Raw genomic sequence first — 20,281 nt, 5'->3', positions numbered from 1 at the left:
AGGCCCCCGCATGTCCGCGTCGCCCATCCCGTCGCACCACCTCGAGATCCTTCCTCTCGCCGGCGGGTCGGCGCTCTCGGACTTCCGTGCCCGCGCGCTCCTCGCGCGGCTGCAGGCAGTCGCGCCACGCATCACCAGCGTGTCCGCCCGCTTCCTCCATCTCGTCGCGACAGAGCACTCCCCCTCGCCCGACACCGTCAGCGAGCTCACGGAGATCCTCACCTACGGCGACGCGTACACCACCCCCACCGACACCGCCGCGGTCCACTTCGTCGTCGCACCCCGCCTGGGCACGATCTCGCCCTGGGCGAGCAAGGCGACCGACATCGTGCACAACTGCGGGATCGATGTGCACCGCGTGGAGCGCGTGACCGAATACGCGGTGGCGGTCGATCAGCTCACCGAGAGTGAGTACGCCGCCTGCGCCGCACTCCTCCACGACCGCATGACCGAGTCGGTCCTGCCGGACCGCGAGGCGGCGTACGCCCTCTTCGCCGACCGCGACGCCGAACCCATGGCCCACGTCGACGTCCTGACCCACGGACACGACGCACTCGCCAGGGCCAACCGGGAGTTCGGCCTTGCGCTGTCCGAGGACGAGATCGACTATCTCGTCGCCGCGTTCACCGGTCTGGGCCGCAACCCCACCGATGTCGAGCTGATGATGTTCGCCCAGGCGAACTCCGAGCACTGCCGGCACAAGATCTTCAACGCCGACTTCATCATCGACGGCGAACCCCAGACGAATTCGCTGTTCGGCATGATCCGGCATACCGAACAGGTGGCCGGCGGGCCGGACAACGGGACCATCGTCGCGTACAAGGACAACGCCTCGGTCATGGCCGGCGGCCCCGTCACGCGCTTCGTGCCCGAGTCCGCGGCCGGTTATGCGGGCCCGGCCAAGTACGCCCAGCGCCCCGGGGACGTTCACGTCCTCATGAAGGTCGAGACCCACAACCATCCGACCGCGATCTCCCCCTTCCCCGGCGCGGCGACCGGCGCGGGCGGCGAGATCCGCGACGAGGGCGCGACCGGCCGCGGCTCCCAGCCCAAGGCGGGCCTGACCGGCTTCGTCGTGTCCAACCTCAATCTGCCGGGCACCAGCGAGCCCTGGGAGCGCGACACCTATGGTGCGCCCGGGCACATCGCCACTCCCTTGGAGATCATGATCGACGCCCCCATCGGCGCGGCCGCGTTCAACAACGAGTTCGGCCGCCCCGGGTTGGGCGGGTTCTTCCGGGTCTATGAGCAGACCGTCGACGGCGTACGCCGCGGCTATCACAAGCCCATCATGAGCGCCGGCGGCCTCGGCTCGATCAGCGCGGAACTCACCGAGAAGATCCAGTTCGGCGCGGGCAGCCTGCTCATCCAGCTCGGCGGCCCCGGGATGCGGATCGGCATGGGCGGCGGCGCCGCGTCGAGCATGGCGGCCGGCACCAACACCGCGGAGCTCGACTTCGATTCGGTCCAGCGCGGCAATCCCGAGATGGAACGCCGCGCGCAGGAGGTGATCAACGCCTGCTGGGCGCTCGCTGGGGACAACCCGATCCTGGCCATCCACGACGTCGGCGCCGGCGGTCTGAGCAACGCGTTCCCCGAGCTCGTCGACGACGCCGGGATGGGCGCGCGGTTCGATCTCAACCGCGTACCCCTCGAGGAGTCCGGCCTCGCCCCCAAGGAGATCTGGTGCAACGAGAGCCAGGAGCGCTATGTCCTGGCCATCGCCCCCGAGAGCCTGGCCTCGTTCGCCGCGATCTGTGAGCGCGAGCGGGCGCCGTTCGCGGTGGTCGGCGTGGCGTACGCCGACGGCCAGCTCGTCCTCGACGACAACGCGACGGAGCACGGTCCCGGGGACGATCCGGCGATCGAGATGCCCCTGGAGGTCCTGCTGGGGAAGCCGCCGCGCATGACGCGCGATGTCACCCGCGTGACCCGCACCGCTCCCCCGCTCGATCTCGCGCCGTTCGCGGATCCGGACCGGCTGCGCGACTCCGCGTACGCCGTCCTCCGCCACCCCAGCGTCGCCAGCAAGCGCTTCCTCATCACGATCGGCGACCGCACGGTCGGCGGGCTCAGCCACCGCGACCAGATGGTCGGTCCGTGGCAGGTGCCGGTCGCGGACGTGGCGGTGACGCTGTCGGATTTCGTGGGGTACGGAGGGCAGGCGATGAGTTCGGGTGAGCGCACGCCGCTCGCCGCCCTCGACGCCCCCGCCTCCGGACGCATGGCGGTCGGCGAGGCGATCACCAACCTCCTCGCCGCGCCGATCACGCTGTCGGGGGTGAAACTGTCCTGCAACTGGATGGCCGCCTGTGGCGAGCCGAGCGAGGACGCGGCGTTGTTCGACACCGTCCGCGCCGTTGCGCTGGAGCTCTGTCCCGCGCTCGGCGTGAGCGTGCCCGTGGGCAAGGACTCGCTGTCGATGCGCACGAAATGGACCGATGGCGACGAGACCAAGCAGGTCACGTCCCCGGTGTCGCTGGTGGTGTCGGCGTTCGCGTCGCTGGCGGACGTGCGCGGCACGCTCACCCCCCAGCTCACGATTGACTCGACCCTGCTCCTCGTCGATCTCGGTGCCGGCGCGGACCGCCTCGGCGGGTCGATGCTCGCGCAGGTCAACGGCGACTTCGGCGATGTGGTCCCCGACCTGGACGACCCGGCGCGGCTGGTGAACCTGGTCGCCGGGGTGAACGCCCTGCGGGCGGCCGGCGTGGTCACCGCCTATCACGATCGCTCCGACGGCGGGCTTTGGGCGGCGGCGTGCGAGATGGCCTTCGCGGGCGCGACCGGCGTGGACCTCGAGGTCGGCTCGGTCGCCCAGCTGTTCAGCGAGGAGTTGGGGGCGCTGCTCGCCGTGCCGAGCGCCGAGGTCGACCGGGCCGAGGCGATCCTGGCCGAGCACGGCCTCGCGGAGCTCACCGCGCGGATCGGGTCCAGCCGGGCCGACCGTCGCGTGCGGGTACGCCTCGCCGGCGACCCCGTGCTCGACGAGTCCCTCCGTGATCTGGGTCAGGCCTGGGACGAGGTCTCCTGGCGGATCGCGGCCCTGCGCGACAACCCGGATTGCGCGGATTCCGAGCACGCGGCATTCGCGGCCGACGACGATCCCGGCCTGCGGGTGCACACCACCTTCGACCCCACCGACGACATCGCGGCCCCCTTCGTCAACACCGGCGCGCGGCCGGTCGTCGCGGTCCTGCGCGAACAGGGTGTGAACAGTCACGTCGAGACGGCGTACGCCTTCGACCGCGCGGGATTCGACACGTTCGACGTGCACATGACAGACCTGCAGAACGGCCGCTTCGATCTGGGCCAGGCCGTGGGCCTGGTGGCGTGCGGTGGCTTTTCGTACGGCGACACCCTCGGCGCCGGCGAGGGCTGGGCCCGCTCGGTGCTGCACAACCCGCGCCTGACCGAGGCCTTCGCCGGCTTCTTCGCCCGTCCCGACACGTTCGGGCTCGGCATCTGCAACGGCTGCCAGATGTTCGGCGCGCTTGCCGGCCTCATCCCGGGTGCCGAGGCGTGGCCGTTGTTCACGCGGAATGTGAGTGAGCAGTACGAGGCGCGGCTGTCGATGGTCGAGGTCCTCGACTCCCCGTCACTGTTCTTCACCGGCATGGCGGGTTCGCAGGTCCCGATCGTCGTCGCCCACGGTGAGGGCCGGGCGGACTTCGCCACCCGTGGCGACCTCGACGCGGTGCACCGGGCGCTGCGCTTCGTCGACGGCCACGGCCGGACCGCTGCGGCGTACCCCGCCAACCCGAACGGCTCCCCCGCCGGCCTGACCGCGGTGACCACGCCCGACGGCCGGTTCACCGCGATGATGCCCCACCCGGAGCGGGTGGCCCGGAACGTGCAGATGAGCTGGACCTCCGAGCCGATCGATCAGGAGAGCCCGTGGCTCCGGATGTTCCGCAACGCCCGGGTGTGGGTGGGCTGAGGGCCCGCTCGGCCCGGCCTCACTGACGGACCTCGTACCCCTTCTCCCGCAGCCGCTCGAGCACCTCCCGCTGGTGCTCACGATTGCGGGTCTCCAGCACCAGGTCGATCTCGACCTGGTCGACGCGGAGGTTGGTGCCGGTGCGCAGGTGGCCGACGTCCACGACGTTGGCCCGAGTGTCCGCGACCTCGGCGAGCAGCCCGGACAGCGCGCCGGGGGCGTCGGGTGCCACCACCGCAACCTGCAGAAAGCGTCCCGCGACCGCCATGCCGTGCCGGATGATCCGCATCAGCAGCAGCGGGTCGATGTTGCCGCCGGAGAGCACGGCGACGACGGGACCCGGCAGCGGGTCAGCCGCGCGGGACATCAGGTGCGCGACGCTCGCGGCGCCGGCCGGCTCGACCACGAGCTTGGCACGCTCCAGCAGGAAGAGCGCGGCGCGCGCCAGGCTCTCCTCGCTGACCGTGACCACCTCGTCCACCAGATCCCGCACCAACGGAAAGGTCACGTCACCGGGCAGCCCGACCGCGATCCCGTCGGCCATGGTGGCCATGCGCTCGGCCGCGACGGGCTCGCCGACCTCGAGTGAGTGGGGGTACGCCGCCGCCTGCTCCGCCTGCACCCCGATGATGCGCACATCCGGACGCAGCGCCCGCGCCACCACCGCGATGCCGGCCAGTAGCCCCCCGCCGCCAAGGCCGACCACGATGGTCTGCACGTCAGGGCACTGCTCGAGGATCTCCAGGCCACAGGTCCCCTGCCCGGCGACGATGTCGGCGTGGTCGAACGGGTGGATGAGGACCGCGCCGGTGCGCTCGGCATAGTCCTCGGCGGCGTCCAATGACTCGTCGAGCGTCGCCCCGACCTGCTCGACCTCGGCGCCATAGGCGCGGGTGGCCGCCAGCTTGGGCATGGGCGCGCCGACCGGCATGTAGACCTTGGACCGGATCCCGAGCAGTTGCGCCGCGAGCGCCACTCCCTGCGCGTGGTTGCCGGCGCTCGCCGCGACCACGCCGCGCTCCCGCTCCTCCGGGCTCAGCCGACTCATCCGCGTATAGGCCCCGCGGATCTTGAACGAACCGGCGCGCTGCAGGTTCTCGCACTTCAGATAGGTCTCCGCGCCGATGCGCGCGGACAGTGCCCCCGAACGCTCCATCGGAGTCGCTGAGATGACATCGGCGAGCAGCTCCCGGGCAGCGCGCACCTCATCGATCGAGACAGTGGGCACCTTTGCCATGTGCGACAGGCTATCCCGCCCCCTTAGGTCGGCCTGTCCAGGGCTGAGCCCCCAGGGAGGGCGCCAGGTCCGAGGCCCGAGGGAGGCGTCCGGGTCGGAGGCCCAAACCCGGCCGCCGGGCGTCGGTGTGGATCTCGGTCCCTGAGATGTACCACTGTGCGCGGCAGCATCCGCCAGAGCGGGATGGCACTCGCCGTGTGGGCACATCTCAGGGACCGGACCCGTCGACACCCGGAAAAGTGGATGTGGTCGCCCGCTGAGGCAAGCGAGGCCGGCACCGCGCGGTCCCTCTCCCCCACCGTGCACTATCAAGGCCTCGCCGCCTATTTCCTTCTGGACTAATGGGCGCCGCTGGGGGTTGGGTGTCTTCATGGCCACTCATACTTATGCCCTCGACCTCACGTGGACGGGCAACCTGGGGACGGGCACGTCGGGCTATCGGGAGTACGCGCGGGACGTCCTCGCCCGCAGCGACGGTCGACCGGACCTGGAGCTCTCCGCGGACAAGCCGTTCCGGGGTGACCCGGCGCGGTGGAATCCGGAGGTGCTCCTGCTCGCCGCGCTCAGTGAGTGCCATCTGTTGTCGTTGCTGCACGTGGCGGTGATGCATGGTGTGACCGTGGTGGCGTACGAGGACTCCCCCATCGGCACCATGCAGCAGGAGGGCATCGGTGGGCACTTCACCGAGGTCTTGCTCCGGCCGCGTGTGACGATCACCGATCCCGCCCATGTCGCGTTGATGGAGCAGATCCACCGCGAAGCGGGAGCAGCCTGTTTCATTGCGTCGTCGATGAATTTTCCGGTACGCCACTCCCCCGAAACGCTCGTGCTGGACGGGCGGAAACCGTCATGACGAGAGCAAAGACGCGGGTCGAGCGGGTCTATGACGTCCCGAGGTCAGCCCAGGTCGATGAGCTTGCCGCTCTTGGACACCTCAGGATCGGTGCACGATGAGAGATCGAAACAGCAGGGTCGCCGCTTGCCGTCGCGCAGCTTGGAGAGGCTGACCTCGACCCGCCGCGCTCGCGTCTCGGGGTTCTTGGTGGCCTTCACCCAGCGAACCCACTCCCAGCGAGCCATCGGCGTGAGGCTGGCCCAGGTCTCGGCCAGATCGGCGGCTCCGTCGAGCGCTGCGGCCAGATCCTCGGGCAGTGCCGGTTCGGGCCAGGCCTTGGTCGGGGTGAGCGCACCGACCACGGGTTCACCGTCTCGCAGCGCCAAGGCGTCCCGAAGCTCCGGGTCGATGGCGATCCAGTGGCCCTTGCGTCCGTCCGGCTCCAGCACCGTCGCGAACGGATGGTCGTCCAGCTCCCCCTCCACCGCGACTTGCCCGCGCGAAGGCAGTGCTCCGCTGGCCTCTGCCGGCAGGCGCACGATCAGTCGCTCGCCGATCTGCTGCACGTGCCCCTCAAATGCGATGCTCATGAACTCAGATTAGTCGTGGGCAGAGACAACGTGGACCACAGCGCGAGCACACCATATATGAGATAATGGCACCAACAATCCCCACTTCTGGAGAGGAGCTTCACCTTGCCAACCAACGTGCTCATCAAGTCGAAGGCGGTCATGTCCCGTGACGAACTGGCCGATCTCCTGGAGTCCTTCGCGACGAAAATCCGGACAGGGCAGATGACCCTCGGCGACGGTGCCGCCGATCTCGACATCGCGCTCCCCGAGACCCTCAGAGTCGAGACGGAGGTCAAGGACTCGGTCAAACCGACGCGAACCACCCGCGAGTTGGAGATCGAAATCGAATGGCGGGTCGACGCGGAGGGCAATCCGACCGGCGAGCAGCGCACTGGCGGCCTGACGATCGCCTGACCGCCTGACGCAACCGATCACCCGACGGGACTGACGGCGCGACCGGCTGCCCCGAGCCTGAGTCAATAGCGTTGTCAAGAGCGTTCGTCGGGCGCGACGTCGGTCGTCGGCAGCCCGGCTGCGACCCAGGCATCGAAGCCACCGATCACATCCGTCGCGCGATCGATTCCCATCTGGCGGAGGTTCCAAGCGCAGAGGGCGGATGAATACCCGTGCCGGCAGATGAGGATCCAACGCAGATCCCAAGCCGTCGCCTCCGGGATCCGATAGGGAAAGGTCGGATCAAGACGCCACGGCAGCACCGTGAGATCGATCGCCAAAGCGCCGGGCAGCTCCGCAGTCTCAGCGCGGTGACGGGCAGTGCGAACATCGATCAGGATGGCCCCGGCCTGCTGCTCGGCCAGCGCCTGCGCCGGGGCCAGCCGATCGAGCGCCGCCTCGGCTCGCGCCAACAGCCCCATTGACCCGATCCGCCCCAGCATGATGGGACCCTATCCGGCTGCTCCGGGACAGGGTCCCGAGGCCTTGTGTTCTGACCCGTGTGGCGGATCAAGACACAACGGCGGCGTCCCCTTCCCCCGGGCCCAGCAGCGTGCGCACCAGCAGACGGGCCAACTCGGCATGGCCGCTCTCAGTGAGGTGATAGGGGTCGAGATACCACGACTCGGGGACCTCCAGTCCGGCCCAATGCCGTTCGTGATCGACGAGCACCCGATCGGTGCGGGCCGCGAGGTTCCGGACCGCCTCGTTGTACGCCGGCAGCGCCTCGTGCGTACCCTCACCCTCCGGACCCACCGGATAGGTCGTCTGCAGGACGACCGTCGCGCCCGCCTCGCTGACGTCGCTGACGAACTCCGCCAGGCCGGCCTCGAAGCGATCGAGACCACCGATCCCCCACCCGGCATCGTTCATGCCGAACAACACAGTCACCACGTCGGCTCGGTGACGCGTCACCCGCCATTCGAAGTCGCGCAGGGCGTCCCAAACGGTCGCGCCCGGGACGCCGCTGTTGGCGACCCGATCCTGCGCACGCACGGACCCGGCAGCGCCAGCAAGGTGGGCGGTGAACCGGCCAGCGTACGAATCACGATAATCCGCCAACCCCCAGCCGCTGGTGATCGAGTCACCCGCCAGAAGCCAGGTGACCGGGCCGCGAGCGAGCAGTGTCGGGAGGGCGAGGTCCATAATGCAGGAGCATAGAAGCCTCCGACAGTGCCGGGTCAGGCCTGCCGATCCGCGTTGGCGTGGATCGCGTCGCGCACATAGGCGGCGAGGCCCGGGTGGAGCTTGTCGAAATAGGCGGTGTAGCGCTCATCAGCGACATAGAGATCGGCCAGGTGCCGGTGGAACTCGGGTGAGCAGTCATAGTGCCGTTCAACCGACCGGCGGTGCCGCTCCGCAATGTCCATGGCGCTGTCGCCCGCTGCGGGCGTCCCACTGATCAACGCCGCGATGAAGTCCGCGTTGATGGCGTCGCCCTCCGCCTTGATCTCCGCCCAATCCTGGGCGGTCCAGTGCGCAGTCCGCTCCCTGGACTGTCGCCACGCCTCGGTATCACCCCAGCGTTCCTGGGCCTCTGCGGCGTACGCCTCATCGAACGAATCGCCGAACAGGTCCTTCAGGTCCTGCGGGCTGGCTGGTGTGTGGTTCATCTCGTTCTCCAATGCTCGGTCGATTGCCGACACGAGATCCTCCATCTCGGCCAGCCTGGTCATGACCGCCGCGCGCTGTCGCTGCAGGTGCTCGACGACTGACCCGTCGCCATCGATCAGCGAAGCGACCTCCTCGAGGGAAAACCCGAGACGGCGATAGACGACGATCGTGCTCAGGCGCTCCAGGTCGGTCGGCGTATAGAGCCGATAGCCGGCCGGCGTTCGAGCGCTCGGGACCAGCAGCCCGATGGTGTCGTAGTGGTGCAACGTGCGGATCGTGATGCCGAACTCCTCGGCCACGGCGCCCACTGTCAATTCCACCTGGTCCATCGAGTCCACCTGGTCCATCGAGCCGATCCTGCCTGTTCGTGCGGTCATGACTCCACCCTGGTGCCTCACCCGACGTGAGGGTCAAGACGGAGGATGTAACCGGAGGGGGTGCTATCTATGCCGACGATCACCTTCGCGGCACTGAAGAACGACGTTGATATGGTGCGGCGAGGCGACCGGGACGAGACGACCGACCTCGTCGGTGGTCCGAGGTTCCCTCGGGCAGTCGAACAATCCGAGCCAGTCCAGCGCAAGCCGGTCAGCGCGCTCCACGCGCCTACCGGCCCGCACAGCGGGAAGTCGTGCCGGTCGCCCTCAACTCCTCGGAGTTGAGCTGCATCCGTCCGGTCGAGGCAGGTCCGATGTCGCAAGACCCCGTCGCTCGCGCCTTGGCCCGGGCCCTGTTCTCATCGAGTTGGACCACCCCCGAGCTGATCTCCCGCACGATCGGCATCCTGCCCCACGAGACCGTCTCCTTGGCGCACGCGACGGCGATCGTGCGCGAATTGCTGGAGATCCACCCCACGCCGCACCAAGTGCGCGCCCGGGCCCTCGCCCCCGAACTCCTCGGCCTGCCGACGTTCCAGCAGGCACGCATCGGCGCGCGACAAGCAGGGATTCCGTGGCGGCCGCAACACTGGCCGCTCTCCCCCACCACAATGGCCGCCCGCAGCTGGGACGGTGTCCCGCCGCTGCCCGACGAAGCCGCCCTCAGCGCCTGGCTCGGACTCCCGCCGAACGAGCTCGCCTGGCTCGCCGACAACCAGCACCGTCACCGGCGCCTGCCGGAGGGCCCGCTGCAGCCGTATCGGGCAACCTGGACCTCCCGACGCGCGGGTCCACCCCGCCTCCTCGAGGCCCCGAATTCACTGCTCAAGCGGACCCAGCGACGCATCGCCACCCTGGTGCGGACCCTCGGGGCGCACGACTCCGCGTACGGCTTCGTGCCCGGCCGCAACGCACTCGCCCACGCCGACCGCCACGTGGGCCAGCGGCGCGTCCTGACCATCGATCTGCGCGACTTCTTCGCCCACATCACCGCCCGCCGAATCTTCGGCCTGCTCTTCGCCGCCGGATATCCCGAGCAAGTCGCCTATGTGCTCGCGGGCCTCTCGACGACGGCGACGCCGATAGCCGTGCTGAACCGCATGCCCCCGGGTGGTTCCGACGACCAACGAGCAGCGCTGCGCGCCCGGCTGCGCGAACCGCACCTCCCGCAGGGCTCCCCCAGCTCGCCGGCCTGGTCCAACGCGATCTGCTTCCGCCTGGACCGGCGGCTGACCGGGTTGGCGGTCCGCCTGGGCGGGAGCTACAGCCGTTATGCGGACGACCTGACCTTCTCCGGCGACCGCCTACCCTCCCTCCACGCCATCACCCGGATCATCCGCGCGGAAGGCTTCACGCTCAACCCCACGAAGACGCGCAGTCTCGGCCGCGGAGCGCAGCAACGGGTCACCGGCATCGTGGTGAACAACCGGCCGAATGCGCCCCGCCGGGACTACGAGCGGCTCAAGGCGATCTTGCACGACGCCGCCGTCAACGGCGTGGAGCAAGCCAACCGCGACGATGTGCTGGACTTCGCGGCCCATCTGCGCGGTCGCATCGCGTGGGTCGCGCAACTCAACCCGGTGCGCGGGCAGCGGTTGTTGGCGAGGTACGCAGAGATCGACTTCGGCTAGGTCCCCGGTTCGGCGAGCGTTCCGTTCCGGGGTCTGGGTACTTCCCCAACCGCACCGTTCACGGCACGATGTGAACCCTCAAGCGTTGCGCTGAGGGACCCGGCGATAAGGTCCTCGCGTATCAATTCCGACTAGCCCACGGGAGTCCGGCATGGCCACACCGACCACTGATCCGACGCAATGGTTGACCGATCTGGTGAAACAACAGCAAGCCGTCCTGACCCCCTCGGGTGACGCGATCGGCATGAGCAAGCAGCTCGCCGAGGCGCTGGTTCCCTGGACCAAGGCGTTCAACGATCTGACGAAGGCTCAGATGGAGCTCTTCCAGCAGTGGACCGCTCCGATCCAGGAAATGTTCGCGCCGTGGCTCAAGATGATCCCCGGCGCCGAGGCGTTCACCAAGCCGATCACCGACAAGCGTTTCGCCGGTGAGGCCTGGACGAAGGATCCGCGCTTCGAACTGCTCGCGCGCACCTATCTCGCCACCACCGAGAACATGTTCAAGGCCCTCGACGCGGCTCCGCTCGAGGACAAGGAAAAGGCCCAGTGGCAGTTCGCGCTGCGGCAGATCACCGACGCTGTCAGCCCGTCCAACACGCTGCTGACCAACCCCGAGGCGATCGAAAAGGCGATGGAGACCGGCGGCGCGAGCCTCGTCGACGGCGCCAAGCTGTTCGCCGAGGACCTTGCCCAGGGCCGCATCTCGCAGACCGACATGAGCGCGTTCGAGGTCGGCGTCAACGTCGGCACGACCGAGGGCTCCGTCGTGTTCCGCACCGAGCTCTTCGAGCTGATCCACTACAAGGCGACCACCGACGAGGTCTACGCGACCCCGCTCGTGATCGTCCCGCCGTCGATCAACAAGTACTACATTCTCGACCTCCAGCCGTCGAATTCGTTCGTCAAGCATGCGGTCGACGCCGGCCACAACGTGTTCCTCATGTCGTGGCGCAACGCCGACGAGAGCGTCCGTGACAAGACCTGGGACGACTATGTCGAGAGCATCCTGACTGCCCTGGCCACCGCGAACGAGATCGCCGGCTCCAAGCAGGCTCAGGTGCTGGGCTTCTGCATCGGCGGCACCCTGCTCACCAGCGCCCTCGCCGTCGCCAAGGCCCGCGGGGAGAAGCCGGCCGCGACCCTTACCCTGCTGACCACCCTGCTCGACTTCGCCGAGCCCGGCGAGATCGGCGTCCTGCTCGGCGAGGACACCGTCGAGGCGCAGGAGAAGTCGATCGGCAAGGGCGGCGTCTTCGAGGGCAAGCAGCTCGCGCAGGTGTTCTCGTCGCTGCGAGCCAACGACCTGATCTGGAACTACGTCACCGCCGGTTATCTCAAGGGCCAGGCCCCGCCCGCGTTCGACATCCTGTTCTGGAACGCGGACAGCAGCAACCTGCCCGGTCCGATGTACTGCTGGTATCTCCGGAACATGTATCTCGAGAACAACCTCAAGAACCCCGGCGGCACCACCCAGGCCGGCGTCAAGGTCGATCTCGGCAGCGTCGACATCCCGGCGTTCGTGTTCGCGGCCAAGGAGGACCACATCGTCCTCTGGACCTCGGCCTATGAGAGCAGCAAGCTGCTCGGGGGCGACACCAAGTTCGTCCTCGGTGCGTCCGGCCACATCGCGGGTGTCGTGAACCCGCCGGCCAAGAAGAAGCGCAACTATTGGATCAACGGCACCACGGGCGGCACGCCCGAGGCGTGGTTCGACAGCGCCGAGAGCGTTCCGGGCAGCTGGTGGCCGCTCTGGTATGAGTGGCTCGAAACCGCTGCCGGCGAGAAGGTCGCTGCGCCCAAGGCCCAGGGCAACAAGGCCCACCCGGTCCTGGAGGCAGCGCCTGGCCAGTATGTGAAGGTCCAGGTCGTCTGATCCGAACTTGGATCGCTGCACCTGGTTGCAGCACAGCGAAGAGGCCCGCGGGACAGTCCCGCGGGCCTCTTCTGTCGTGCCGTGGTGTTTCCGTGAAAGTACGCCGCAGCGGTCCGGCTGTCAGCTCAGGACACGCACCTGCCACGGATAGGTGAAGGCGTTGCCGCCCCAGGCCTTGATGGCGCCCCAGACACCGAGCACGATCGAGCCGATCGAGCCGATGATGATCATCGGGATGCCGACCACAGCGCCGATGACGGTGACGGTCAGGATCCAGCCGATGAGGGTGATCAGCCACATGGTGATGGTGAAGTTGAACGCACCCGCTGCCGCGGTGCGCACGAACCTGGAACTGTCCTTCTTGAAGACCCACACGAGGAGCGGGCCGACGATGGTGAGCCAGCCGACGGAGACGATCGCGGCGATGGCCGCGGAGAGGTGGGCGAGCATGGCCCAGAGGCGGTCATCGTGGCTGACGGAGTTGGCGTACTGATTGTTCATGACTCCATCCTGACCCCCGAAAGGTCACTGGACTATCGACTCAAGGGAGCAGCCAGGGTGGACTCCGGGCTGCCCTCGGGTCGGGCCCCGACGGTGGCGCGAGGCGCACGCGCCGCCCGCAGTCCGTTGAGGATCACGATCACCTCGGCGACCTCGTGCACGAGCACGACGGCTGCCAGGCCGAGGAGGCCGGTGATCGCCAGCGGGAGCAGCACGATGATGATCAGCGCGGAGAGCACGATGTTCTGGTTGATGATCCGCCGGCCGCGGCGGGCGTGGGCCAGTGCTTGCGGGATCAGCCGGAGGTCGTGGCCCGTGAACGCGACATCCGCGGATTCGATCGCGGCATCCGAGCCGGTGACACCCATGGCGATGCCCACGTCCGCGGCGGCCAGGGCGGGTGCGTCGTTGATGCCGTCGCCGATCATGGCGGTCGGCTGCCGTTCGGCCAGTGCGCGGACCGCGGCGGCCTTGTCCTCGGGGCGAAGTTCGGCGCGCACGTCCGCGATCCCGGCTGCCTGTGCCAGCGCCTGCGCGGTGCGGGCGTTGTCCCCGGTGAGCATGGTGACAGCGGTGCCACCGGCGGTCAGCTCCTCGATCACCGCGGGGACCTCGGGGCGGAGCTCATCGCGCACGCCGATCGCGCCCACCACGATGCCGTCGCGGGCGATGACCACCACGGACATGCCCTCGGCCTCGAACCTCTCCACCTCCGCCGCCAGCGCCCCGGTGCCGAGCCAACGCGGGCTGCCGACGGAGATGGTGGCGCCGTCGACCTGACCGATGAGGCCTTGGCCGGGTTCCTCCCGGACCGCTGAAGCGGCCGGCAGTGCCTGTGCCGGAGCATCGGGCCCGGACGAGGTGAACGCGGTGGTGATCGCCGTGGCGAGCGGGTGGGTGCTGTGCTCCTCGACAGCCGCGGCCCAGCGGAGCACGTCTGCACGGGACGCGCCGGTGGTGCTGACGATCGCGGTCACGATGGGCTCGTTGCGGGTGAGCGTGCCGGTCTTGTCCACGGCGAGGTGGCCAACGGTGCCGAAGCGTTCGAAGGCTGCGCCTGACTTGATCACAACGCCGAAGCGGGTGGCGGCGCCGATGGCAGAAACCACTGTCACGGGGACCGAGATCGCCATCGCGCACGGAGAGGCCGCGACCAGGACGACCAGAGCGCGCGTGATCCAGGTTGCCGGGTCCCCGAACAAGGACCCAATGACACCGACCAGAAGCGCCAGGACCAGCACACCGGGCACGAGCGGCCGGGCGAGCCGATCGGCCAGGCGTGCTCGCTGACCCTTTTCGCTCTGGGCCTGCTCGACCAGGTCGACGATCTTCGTCAATGAGTTGTCGACGCCAGGCGCACCGGCCTCGATCTCCAGTGCCCCCGACGCGTTGATCGACCCTGCCGACACCCGGTCCCCCGGTGCCACCGCGACCGGGATCGACTCGCCGGTGATGGCGGAGGTGTCGAGACTGCTGCGTCCGGAACGAACCAAACCATCGGTGGCCACGCGCTCACCCGGACGGACCAGCAGCAGGTCACCGATCCGCAGTTCCTCGGCCGACACTTCGACGCTCAACCCTCCTCTGCGGACGGTTGCGGTCTCGGGCACCAGCGTCAGCAGGCTCCGCAATCCCGCGCGAGCACGGTCCATGGCACGGTCCTCGAGCGCCTCGGAGATCGAATAGAGGAACGCCAGTGCCGCGGCCTCTTCGACGAACCCCAGGATCACCGCGCCGATGGCACTGATCGTCATCAGCAGGCCGATGCCGAGCCGACGCTTGCTGAACAGGTTCCGCAGAGAACCCGGGACGAAGGTCGAGGCGCCGAGGAGCAGACCGATCCAGAACAGGATCTGGGCGGCGACCCCGGCGCCGGACCACTCCGCCGCGAGTCCGCCGAGCAGGGCGACGCCGGACCACACCGGGATCATGACGTGCCGGTCCCGCCACCATGGGCGCTTGCCCTCGTCCTCAACGGGAACAGCGGGCGGGACCGCACAGCCGCACGCGCTCATGCCTACACCGCCTTGGGCCCGGTGGCCCCGCCCTTCTCGGTCACGTCCTGACCCGATTCAACAGCTCCGAAAACGGGGTGACATCCGCGAATTCGTCCACGGGGGTACGCCGCACCGAGCGCCCACTCGCCTCATGGCCATCGAGGCCGGCCAGCGTCGCGAGCTCGCTCGCCGCGCGGTCGACACGCCCGGCGAGCGCTGCGGCGTACTCACCCCCGAAGTCCGAGGTCGCCGCATAGACGCCCGTCGGGACGGAGACCGCGCCGAGATAGGCGAACAACGGCCGCAGCGCGGACTCGATCATGAGCGAGTGGCGCTCCGAGCCCCCCGTGGCGGCCAGCAGCACCGGGGTTCCGCGCACGGAATCCGTCTCGACGAGATCCATGAACGACTTGAACAGCCCCGAATAGGAAGCCTGGAAGGTCGGGGTCACGACGATCAGGGCATCCGCGCCCGCCACGGCGCCCAGGTCCTCCGCCAGCGCGCCGCTCGGGAAGCCGGTCATCAGCGCATCCGCGATCGCGTGCGCGTGCTCGCGGACCTCGACATGCCGCACCTCGACCGCAGCCAGCCGCTCGACGGCGGCCGCGAGCTGATCCGCGAGGAGCTTGGTGGACGACGGCGAGCGCAGGCCGGCGCTCACCACCACAACGCGCTTGCTCATGCATTCCTCCGGTTGTTGTCCTCGGCGCGAGTGCCGGTCCAGCGATCGACGACGGGCTCGTCCGGCTGGGCGGCAGCCAGCGGTCCCCCGGCCGAGGCGACCAGGCCGGCATGGGTCGGGGCGTCCGGGACGCCGGGCTTGCGTACCTTGTCGAACTCCGCCCGCAGCACCGGCACGATCTCGCCCAGCAGATCCATCTGCTCGAGCACGGTCTGCTGCGGCAGGCCCGCATGGTCGATGAGGAACAACTGGCGCTGATAGTCGCCGACATAGTCACGGAAGCCGAGGGTCCGCTCGATGATCTGCTGCGGGCTGCCCACGGTCAGCGGCGTCTGCTTCATGAACGATTCCAGTGGCGGGCCGCCGCCATAGACGGGGGCGCGGTCGAAGTACGGGCGGAACTGCGCAATCGCGTCCTGACTGTTCTTCGCCATGAACACCTGGCCACCGAGGCCGACGATCCCCTGCTCGGGCGTGCCGTGGCCATAGTGCGCGAAGCGCCGGCGATAGAGCTCCACCATTCGTTGGGTGTGCTCCTTGGGCCAGAAGATGTGGTTGTGGAAGAAGCCATCGCCATAGAACGCTGCCTGCTCGGCGATCTCCGGGCTGCGGATCGAGCCGTGCCACACGAACGGCGCGATCCCGTCCAGTGGGCGCGGGGTCGCGGTGAAGCTGTTCAGGGGCGTGCGGAAACGGCCCTCCCAGGTCACGTTCTCCTCGCGCCAGAGCCGGTGCAGCAACGCATAGTTCTCGACCGCGAGATTGATGCCCTCACGGATGTCCTTGCCGAACCACGGATAGACCGGACCGGTGTTGCCGCGGCCCATCATCAGGTCCATGCGGCCGTCGGCGAGATGCTGGAGGTACGCATAGTCCTCCGCCAGCCGCACCGGGTCATTCGTCGTGATGAGCGTGGTCGCGGTCGACAGGATGATCCGCTCGGTCTGCGCGGCGATGTTGGCCAGGAGCACGGGCGGGTTGGCCGGGGCGACGAAGGGCGGGTTGTGGTGCTCGCCGGTCGCGAAGACATCCAGCCCGATCTCCTCCGCCTTGCGGGCGATCTCGATCGTGTTCTTGATGCGCTGGTTCTCGGTGGGCGTACGCCCCGTCTGCGGATCGGTCGTCAGATCGCCGATGGTGAAGATTCCGAACTGCATGCTGCTCATGCTCGCGTGGCCGCCTTCCTCAGTTGTTGACTATTCAACCACCTTCGGGCGCGGTCTATTCCCGAGGCTCGCGCGCATGGACATCCGGGCCGGCTTCCGCGTTCGGATCCTCCCGATCGACCGACTCCGCCTCGACCGAGTCCGGCGGGCTCGACCTCGAGGTCAGCATCGTCGTCCAGCGTTGCTCACCGTGCTTCGACCGAGCGAGCAACCAGAGCCGGTGCAGAACGATCACCACGGACACCCAGGCCAGACCCAGCAGCCAGCCAACCACCACATCCGTGAGCCAGTGGTGGCCGAGATAGACCCGGCTCAAGCCCATCGTGACCGCATAGATCGTCATCAGCACGACCCACAGCGTGCGGACCCCTCGCGTGCGGAACCAGTGCAGCATCAGATAACACACGATCGCGGCGATCACGGTCGCATTGAGCGTGTGACCGCTGGGAAAGCTCGGTGAATGCTCGAACGGCGGGATCGCCTCGCTCAGCGGCGGGCGGGCGCGTCCGATCAGCCCTTTTCCGACGAGGGTCATCACCAGCGATCCCGCGACGGCAATCAGGGCCAGGACCACCGGGGTCCTGCTGCGCCATCGCCAAGCCAGGAACAGCAGCACCACGCCGGTGATGATCGGCTGGAGCACCGGACCGCCGGTGTTCGAATAGAACGCGACCACGGCATCGAGCCCCGGCGAGCGCACGGTGAGGATCCAGTCGAGCAGCGGGCGGTCCAGCAGCGCGATGCCGTCGGCTTCTGCGACTGCCTCGTATATCTCCCCCGCCAGCACGGTCGCCCCCACCACGAACCCGAGCGAAACCACGAGCGTGACCGCCAGGACCACGTTGGCCTGCGACCAGCGCTGGGTGCGGAGCACCAGCGACGCCACAACGCGCCCGGCCGCCGTCGACCAGCGCACGATCCGGTGGTCATCGATGGAGCGCTCCGGCAGCGTTGACGAATCCATGGCTTCACTGTTGCACGACTGGCGAACCCGACCCGAAAAGACATGTCGACGGACGCGGGATCCCGCGTACTCAACCGAACGGTTGACATCATGCGAACCCGGGCATATTCTCTTATTCAACCGAACGGTTGATCAAAGATCGAAGGGGATCCGTTGACCGAACGTTCCCAGGAGGAGTCGCTCAACCTCGCATTCGCGGCGCTGGCCGATCCGACCCGCCGTGACATCGTGGCCCGTCTCACCCTGGGTGATGCGACCGTCTCCGAGCTCGCCGCTCCCTATGGGATGAGCCTGCAGGCGGTGTCCAAGCATCTGAAAGTGCTGGCCCAAGCCGGGTTGGTGACTCAGCGTCGCGAGGCGCAGCGCCGACCCGTCCACCTGGAGGCGGACGTCCTCACCCCGATGCTGACATGGATCGACCAACACCAGCGTCGCGCGGAGGAACGCTTCCGCCGACTCGATGCAGTGCTCGCCGACCTGGACGAGGACTGAACGCTCCCCCACCCCGGCGCACCGAAGCGCACCCTCGGAAAGGACCGACCATGTCCGCCAATTCCACCGACTCCACTCGCCGACATGACACCGCCCACATCGAGGCGGACGCCACCGTGCCCGTCATCCGGATCACCCGGGACTTCAAGGCCACGCCGGCCCAACTGTTGCGCGCGCACACCGATCCGGAGCTGTATGCCCGTTGGATCGGACCGAGCAACCTCGACACGGTCATCGACTATTGGGACGCCCGTGACGGCGGATCGTGGCGGTTCGTCAACCGGCGTGATGATGGCGACTACGCCTTCCGTGGCTGTTTCCACGAGGTCAGCCAGGATCGGATCGTGCAGACCTTCTCCTTCGAGTCCATGCCGGAGGCCGTGTCGCTCGAAACCCTTCGTTTCGAGGACCTGGGCGACGGGCGTACGCGCCTGCACGCCCAGTCCCTGCTCGATTCGTTCGAGGGCCGCGACGCATGGTTGAGCAGTGGCATGGAGACGGGCGTGAATGAGGGGTACGCGAAGCTGGACGACCTCCTCGCCCATGGTGAAATCTGAAGGCACGCTGTCAAACAGAAGGAGCCGACCGTGACCGCAGGCCCTGCACACCCCTATTTCCTCGCCGGCCCCTGGCCCGAGGTGACCTATCTCGACGCGGAAGAATTCCCGACGGTCGTCAACGTGGCCCACGACCATCCGATGGCGGAGATGGCGCCGTTGTTCGACGAGACGTTCGGGGCGCTGTTCCCGGCGTTGGGCACGCAGGGTCTGCGGCCGATCGGCCCTCCCTTCTCACTGCATCACCGCATGCCGACCGAGACTGTCGACTTCGAGGTCGGCATTCCCGTCGACCGGCCACTCGGGGAGGCGCAGGCCACCACGTCGGGTGTCACCCTGACCCCTTCGGTCCTGCCCGCCGGCCGGATCGCCGTGGTGTCCCATCTCGGCTCCTATGACGGTCTGGGTGAGGCATGGGGTCGCTTCATGAACGAGATCGCCACGGCGGGCCATCAGCCGGACTTCCCGTTCTGGGAGGTCTATGTGACCGAGCCGACACCCGACGTCGATCCTGCGACGTTGCGCACCGACCTCGTCGTCCGCCTGCGGGAGCACTGAACCGGACCGACTCCGCACGAAGAGGAGACTCCGAGACGGGCTGCTGTGAATTCTTGCGGTTGACCGACGTCATCGGCGGCGATCTGCCTACGCTCTGCACACCCCCACGGCGCGGACAACCGTTGCAGACCAGCGAATCCGCGCGTTGCAGAAGAGGATCTCGATGACGCAGCAACTCGCCCCCGCCGCCACGCAGCAGATCGGCACCGCACTCCCCACCAATCCCGGAGCCTTCATCGCGGACCCGGGTGCGCTCGGCACAGCCGCCTTCGCGCTGACCACCTTCGTGCTGAGCATCTTCAACGCCGGCCTCCTGCCCGTGACGTTGGAGCCCGTGGTGTTCGGCCTCGCGCTGTTCTATGGCGGTGTGGTGCAGCTCGTCGCCGGAACCCTGGAGTTCTTCAAGGGCTCCACGTTCGGTGCGGTCGTCTTCTGCTCCTACGGCGGTTTCTGGATGTCGTTCTGGTACTACGTCACGTTCGTCGCCCCCGGGTTGCCCAAGGAGACCGCCCACTCCGCGACCGGCGTGTTCCTCCTCGCGTGGACCGTGTTCACTGCGTACCTCCTGATCGCGGCCACCCGCGTCCATCGCGCGATGTTCATCACGTTTGCGCTGTTGTTCGTCACGTTCGTCCTGCTCACGGTGGGCGCCCTCGGTGGGCTCGTCGTCGCCACGCGCATCGGCGGCTTCATCGGGCTGGCGACCGCAGCGGCGGCGTGGTATCTCTCTGCCGCCTCCGTGCTCTCCTTCACCTTCGGCCGCGAGGTGCTGCCGCTGGGGAAGCGCTGAGTCGGCGCAGACGTCCTCCGGGACGATCACGTCGATGTCGGC

Annotated in this window: 19 protein-coding genes; 9 read left to right on the top strand and 10 right to left on the bottom strand. The window is 68.3% G+C overall.

Going from position 1 to position 20,281, the window contains the following annotated elements; genetic code table 11:
- The first annotated feature begins 10 nt into the window (after positions 1 to 10).
- A complete protein-coding gene (purL, locus tag ACQ260_RS01590) occupies positions 11 to 3,940 on the top strand; it encodes a phosphoribosylformylglycinamidine synthase (RefSeq protein WP_432557644.1) in 3,930 nt (1,309 codons plus the stop codon).
- Positions 3,941 to 3,959: 19 nt separating this feature from the next.
- Here the strand turns inward: purL and ilvA are convergent, their stop codons facing one another.
- Positions 3,960 to 5,177, bottom strand: coding sequence for a threonine ammonia-lyase (gene ilvA, locus ACQ260_RS01585; RefSeq protein ID WP_432557643.1), 1,218 nt, complete (start codon positions 5,175 to 5,177; stop codon positions 3,960 to 3,962).
- Positions 5,178 to 5,547: 370 nt separating this feature from the next.
- Between ilvA and ACQ260_RS01580 the strand changes: the two genes are divergently transcribed.
- Positions 5,548 to 6,030, top strand: coding sequence for an OsmC family protein (locus ACQ260_RS01580; protein WP_432557642.1), 483 nt, complete (start codon positions 5,548 to 5,550; stop codon positions 6,028 to 6,030).
- 44 nt (positions 6,031 to 6,074) lie between these two features.
- On the opposite strand, the gene ACQ260_RS01575 is transcribed toward ACQ260_RS01580, so the two are convergent.
- A complete protein-coding gene (locus tag ACQ260_RS01575) occupies positions 6,075 to 6,602 on the bottom strand; it encodes a YdeI/OmpD-associated family protein (RefSeq protein ID WP_432557641.1) in 528 nt (175 codons plus the stop codon).
- A gap of 105 nt (positions 6,603 to 6,707) precedes the next feature.
- Between ACQ260_RS01575 and ACQ260_RS01570 the strand changes: the two genes are divergently transcribed.
- Entirely contained in the window at positions 6,708 to 6,998 is a 291-nt protein-coding gene (locus ACQ260_RS01570) for an amphi-Trp domain-containing protein (protein WP_432557640.1), read from the top strand.
- Between the two features lie 74 nt (positions 6,999 to 7,072).
- Here the strand turns inward: ACQ260_RS01570 and ACQ260_RS01565 are convergent, their stop codons facing one another.
- The 3 genes from ACQ260_RS01565 to ACQ260_RS01555 all read right to left on the bottom strand — a co-directional run bounded on the left by ACQ260_RS01565 (position 7,073) and on the right by ACQ260_RS01555 (position 9,028).
- The gene (locus ACQ260_RS01565) at positions 7,073 to 7,480 is read right to left on the bottom strand and encodes a rhodanese-like domain-containing protein (RefSeq protein WP_432557639.1); all 408 of its coding nucleotides are present in this window, start codon (positions 7,478 to 7,480) and stop codon (positions 7,073 to 7,075) included.
- A 67-nt stretch (positions 7,481 to 7,547) separates the two neighbouring features.
- A complete protein-coding gene (locus tag ACQ260_RS01560; RefSeq protein ID WP_432557638.1) occupies positions 7,548 to 8,183 on the bottom strand; it encodes an SGNH/GDSL hydrolase family protein in 636 nt (211 codons plus the stop codon).
- Between the two features lie 35 nt (positions 8,184 to 8,218).
- Positions 8,219 to 9,028: a MerR family transcriptional regulator gene (locus tag ACQ260_RS01555; RefSeq protein ID WP_432557637.1), complete on the bottom strand. Its 810-nt coding sequence runs from the start codon at positions 9,026 to 9,028 to the stop codon at positions 8,219 to 8,221.
- Between the two features lie 314 nt (positions 9,029 to 9,342).
- Here ACQ260_RS01555 and ACQ260_RS01550 point away from each other — a divergent pair, with 314 nt between their 5' ends.
- Together ACQ260_RS01550 and ACQ260_RS01545 are read left to right on the top strand one after the other, a co-directional pair.
- Positions 9,343 to 10,659: a reverse transcriptase family protein gene (locus ACQ260_RS01550; protein ID WP_432557636.1), complete on the top strand. Its 1,317-nt coding sequence runs from the start codon at positions 9,343 to 9,345 to the stop codon at positions 10,657 to 10,659.
- Between the two features lie 151 nt (positions 10,660 to 10,810).
- A complete protein-coding gene (locus ACQ260_RS01545) occupies positions 10,811 to 12,532 on the top strand; it encodes a PHA/PHB synthase family protein (protein WP_432557635.1) in 1,722 nt (573 codons plus the stop codon).
- A 120-nt stretch (positions 12,533 to 12,652) separates the two neighbouring features.
- On the opposite strand, the gene ACQ260_RS01540 is transcribed toward ACQ260_RS01545, so the two are convergent.
- The 5 genes from ACQ260_RS01540 to ACQ260_RS01520 form a co-directional block, all read right to left on the bottom strand.
- Positions 12,653 to 13,033 carry a DUF4870 domain-containing protein gene (locus ACQ260_RS01540; RefSeq protein WP_432557634.1) on the bottom strand — a complete coding sequence of 127 codons (381 nt, stop codon included), beginning with the start codon at positions 13,031 to 13,033 and terminating at the stop codon, positions 12,653 to 12,655.
- 32 nt (positions 13,034 to 13,065) lie between these two features.
- Positions 13,066 to 15,048, bottom strand: coding sequence for a heavy metal translocating P-type ATPase (locus ACQ260_RS01535; protein WP_432557633.1), 1,983 nt, complete (start codon positions 15,046 to 15,048; stop codon positions 13,066 to 13,068).
- Positions 15,049 to 15,088: 40 nt separating this feature from the next.
- The gene (locus tag ACQ260_RS01530; protein WP_432557632.1) at positions 15,089 to 15,712 is read right to left on the bottom strand and encodes an FMN reductase; all 624 of its coding nucleotides are present in this window, start codon (positions 15,710 to 15,712) and stop codon (positions 15,089 to 15,091) included.
- A complete protein-coding gene (locus tag ACQ260_RS01525; protein ID WP_432557631.1) occupies positions 15,709 to 16,869 on the bottom strand; it encodes an LLM class flavin-dependent oxidoreductase in 1,161 nt (386 codons plus the stop codon). The genes ACQ260_RS01530 and ACQ260_RS01525 overlap by 4 nt, the downstream gene beginning before the upstream one ends.
- A 64-nt stretch (positions 16,870 to 16,933) precedes the next feature.
- Positions 16,934 to 17,842 (bottom strand): phosphatase PAP2 family protein, encoded by a 909-nt coding sequence (locus tag ACQ260_RS01520; protein WP_432557630.1) that lies wholly within the window; start codon positions 17,840 to 17,842, stop codon positions 16,934 to 16,936.
- Between the two features lie 153 nt (positions 17,843 to 17,995).
- Between ACQ260_RS01520 and ACQ260_RS01515 the strand changes: the two genes are divergently transcribed.
- The 4 genes from ACQ260_RS01515 (at position 17,996) to ACQ260_RS01500 (ending at position 20,239) form a co-directional block, all read left to right on the top strand.
- Positions 17,996 to 18,334 carry an ArsR/SmtB family transcription factor gene (locus ACQ260_RS01515; RefSeq protein WP_432557629.1) on the top strand — a complete coding sequence of 113 codons (339 nt, stop codon included), beginning with the start codon at positions 17,996 to 17,998 and terminating at the stop codon, positions 18,332 to 18,334.
- A 50-nt stretch (positions 18,335 to 18,384) separates the two neighbouring features.
- Positions 18,385 to 18,891 carry an SRPBCC family protein gene (locus ACQ260_RS01510; RefSeq protein ID WP_432557628.1) on the top strand — a complete coding sequence of 169 codons (507 nt, stop codon included), beginning with the start codon at positions 18,385 to 18,387 and terminating at the stop codon, positions 18,889 to 18,891.
- Between the two features lie 30 nt (positions 18,892 to 18,921).
- Positions 18,922 to 19,449, top strand: a complete 528-nt coding sequence (locus tag ACQ260_RS01505) for a GyrI-like domain-containing protein (protein ID WP_432557627.1) — start codon at positions 18,922 to 18,924, stop codon at positions 19,447 to 19,449.
- Between the two features lie 163 nt (positions 19,450 to 19,612).
- Positions 19,613 to 20,239, top strand: a complete 627-nt coding sequence (locus tag ACQ260_RS01500; RefSeq protein ID WP_432557626.1) for an acetate uptake transporter — start codon at positions 19,613 to 19,615, stop codon at positions 20,237 to 20,239.
- Positions 20,240 to 20,281: the final 42 nt, after the last annotated feature.

Origin of the sequence: Ammonicoccus luteus (assembly GCF_050880385.1) — a bacterium.
GTDB lineage: Bacteria > Actinomycetota > Actinomycetes > Propionibacteriales > Propionibacteriaceae > Enemella.
This window is presented reverse-complemented; position numbering and strand designations above follow the sequence as displayed.

What these genes read in the sequence shown, in the direction of transcription:
- ACQ260_RS01510 (WP_432557628.1), top strand. Translation starts at nt 18,385, where the DNA reads ATGTCCGCCAATTCCACCGACTCCACTCGCCGACATGACACCGCCCAC.
- ACQ260_RS01530 (WP_432557632.1), bottom strand. Translation starts at nt 15,712, where the DNA reads ATGAGCAAGCGCGTTGTGGTGGTGAGCGCCGGCCTGCGCTCGCCGTCG.
- ACQ260_RS01555 (WP_432557637.1), bottom strand. Translation starts at nt 9,028, where the DNA reads ATGACCGCACGAACAGGCAGGATCGGCTCGATGGACCAGGTGGACTCG.
- ACQ260_RS01500 (WP_432557626.1), top strand. Translation starts at nt 19,613, where the DNA reads ATGACGCAGCAACTCGCCCCCGCCGCCACGCAGCAGATCGGCACCGCA.
- ACQ260_RS01540 (WP_432557634.1), bottom strand. Translation starts at nt 13,033, where the DNA reads ATGAACAATCAGTACGCCAACTCCGTCAGCCACGATGACCGCCTCTGG.
- ilvA (WP_432557643.1), bottom strand. Translation starts at nt 5,177, where the DNA reads ATGGCAAAGGTGCCCACTGTCTCGATCGATGAGGTGCGCGCTGCCCGG.
- ACQ260_RS01550 (WP_432557636.1), top strand. Translation starts at nt 9,343, where the DNA reads ATGTCGCAAGACCCCGTCGCTCGCGCCTTGGCCCGGGCCCTGTTCTCA.
- purL (WP_432557644.1), top strand. Translation starts at nt 11, where the DNA reads ATGTCCGCGTCGCCCATCCCGTCGCACCACCTCGAGATCCTTCCTCTC.
- ACQ260_RS01575 (WP_432557641.1), bottom strand. Translation starts at nt 6,602, where the DNA reads ATGAGCATCGCATTTGAGGGGCACGTGCAGCAGATCGGCGAGCGACTG.
- ACQ260_RS01580 (WP_432557642.1), top strand. Translation starts at nt 5,548, where the DNA reads ATGGCCACTCATACTTATGCCCTCGACCTCACGTGGACGGGCAACCTG.
- ACQ260_RS01520 (WP_432557630.1), bottom strand. Translation starts at nt 17,842, where the DNA reads ATGGATTCGTCAACGCTGCCGGAGCGCTCCATCGATGACCACCGGATC.
- ACQ260_RS01535 (WP_432557633.1), bottom strand. Translation starts at nt 15,048, where the DNA reads ATGAGCGCGTGCGGCTGTGCGGTCCCGCCCGCTGTTCCCGTTGAGGAC.
- ACQ260_RS01525 (WP_432557631.1), bottom strand. Translation starts at nt 16,869, where the DNA reads ATGCAGTTCGGAATCTTCACCATCGGCGATCTGACGACCGATCCGCAG.
- ACQ260_RS01560 (WP_432557638.1), bottom strand. Translation starts at nt 8,183, where the DNA reads ATGGACCTCGCCCTCCCGACACTGCTCGCTCGCGGCCCGGTCACCTGG.
- ACQ260_RS01565 (WP_432557639.1), bottom strand. Translation starts at nt 7,480, where the DNA reads ATGCTGGGGCGGATCGGGTCAATGGGGCTGTTGGCGCGAGCCGAGGCG.
- ACQ260_RS01545 (WP_432557635.1), top strand. Translation starts at nt 10,811, where the DNA reads ATGGCCACACCGACCACTGATCCGACGCAATGGTTGACCGATCTGGTG.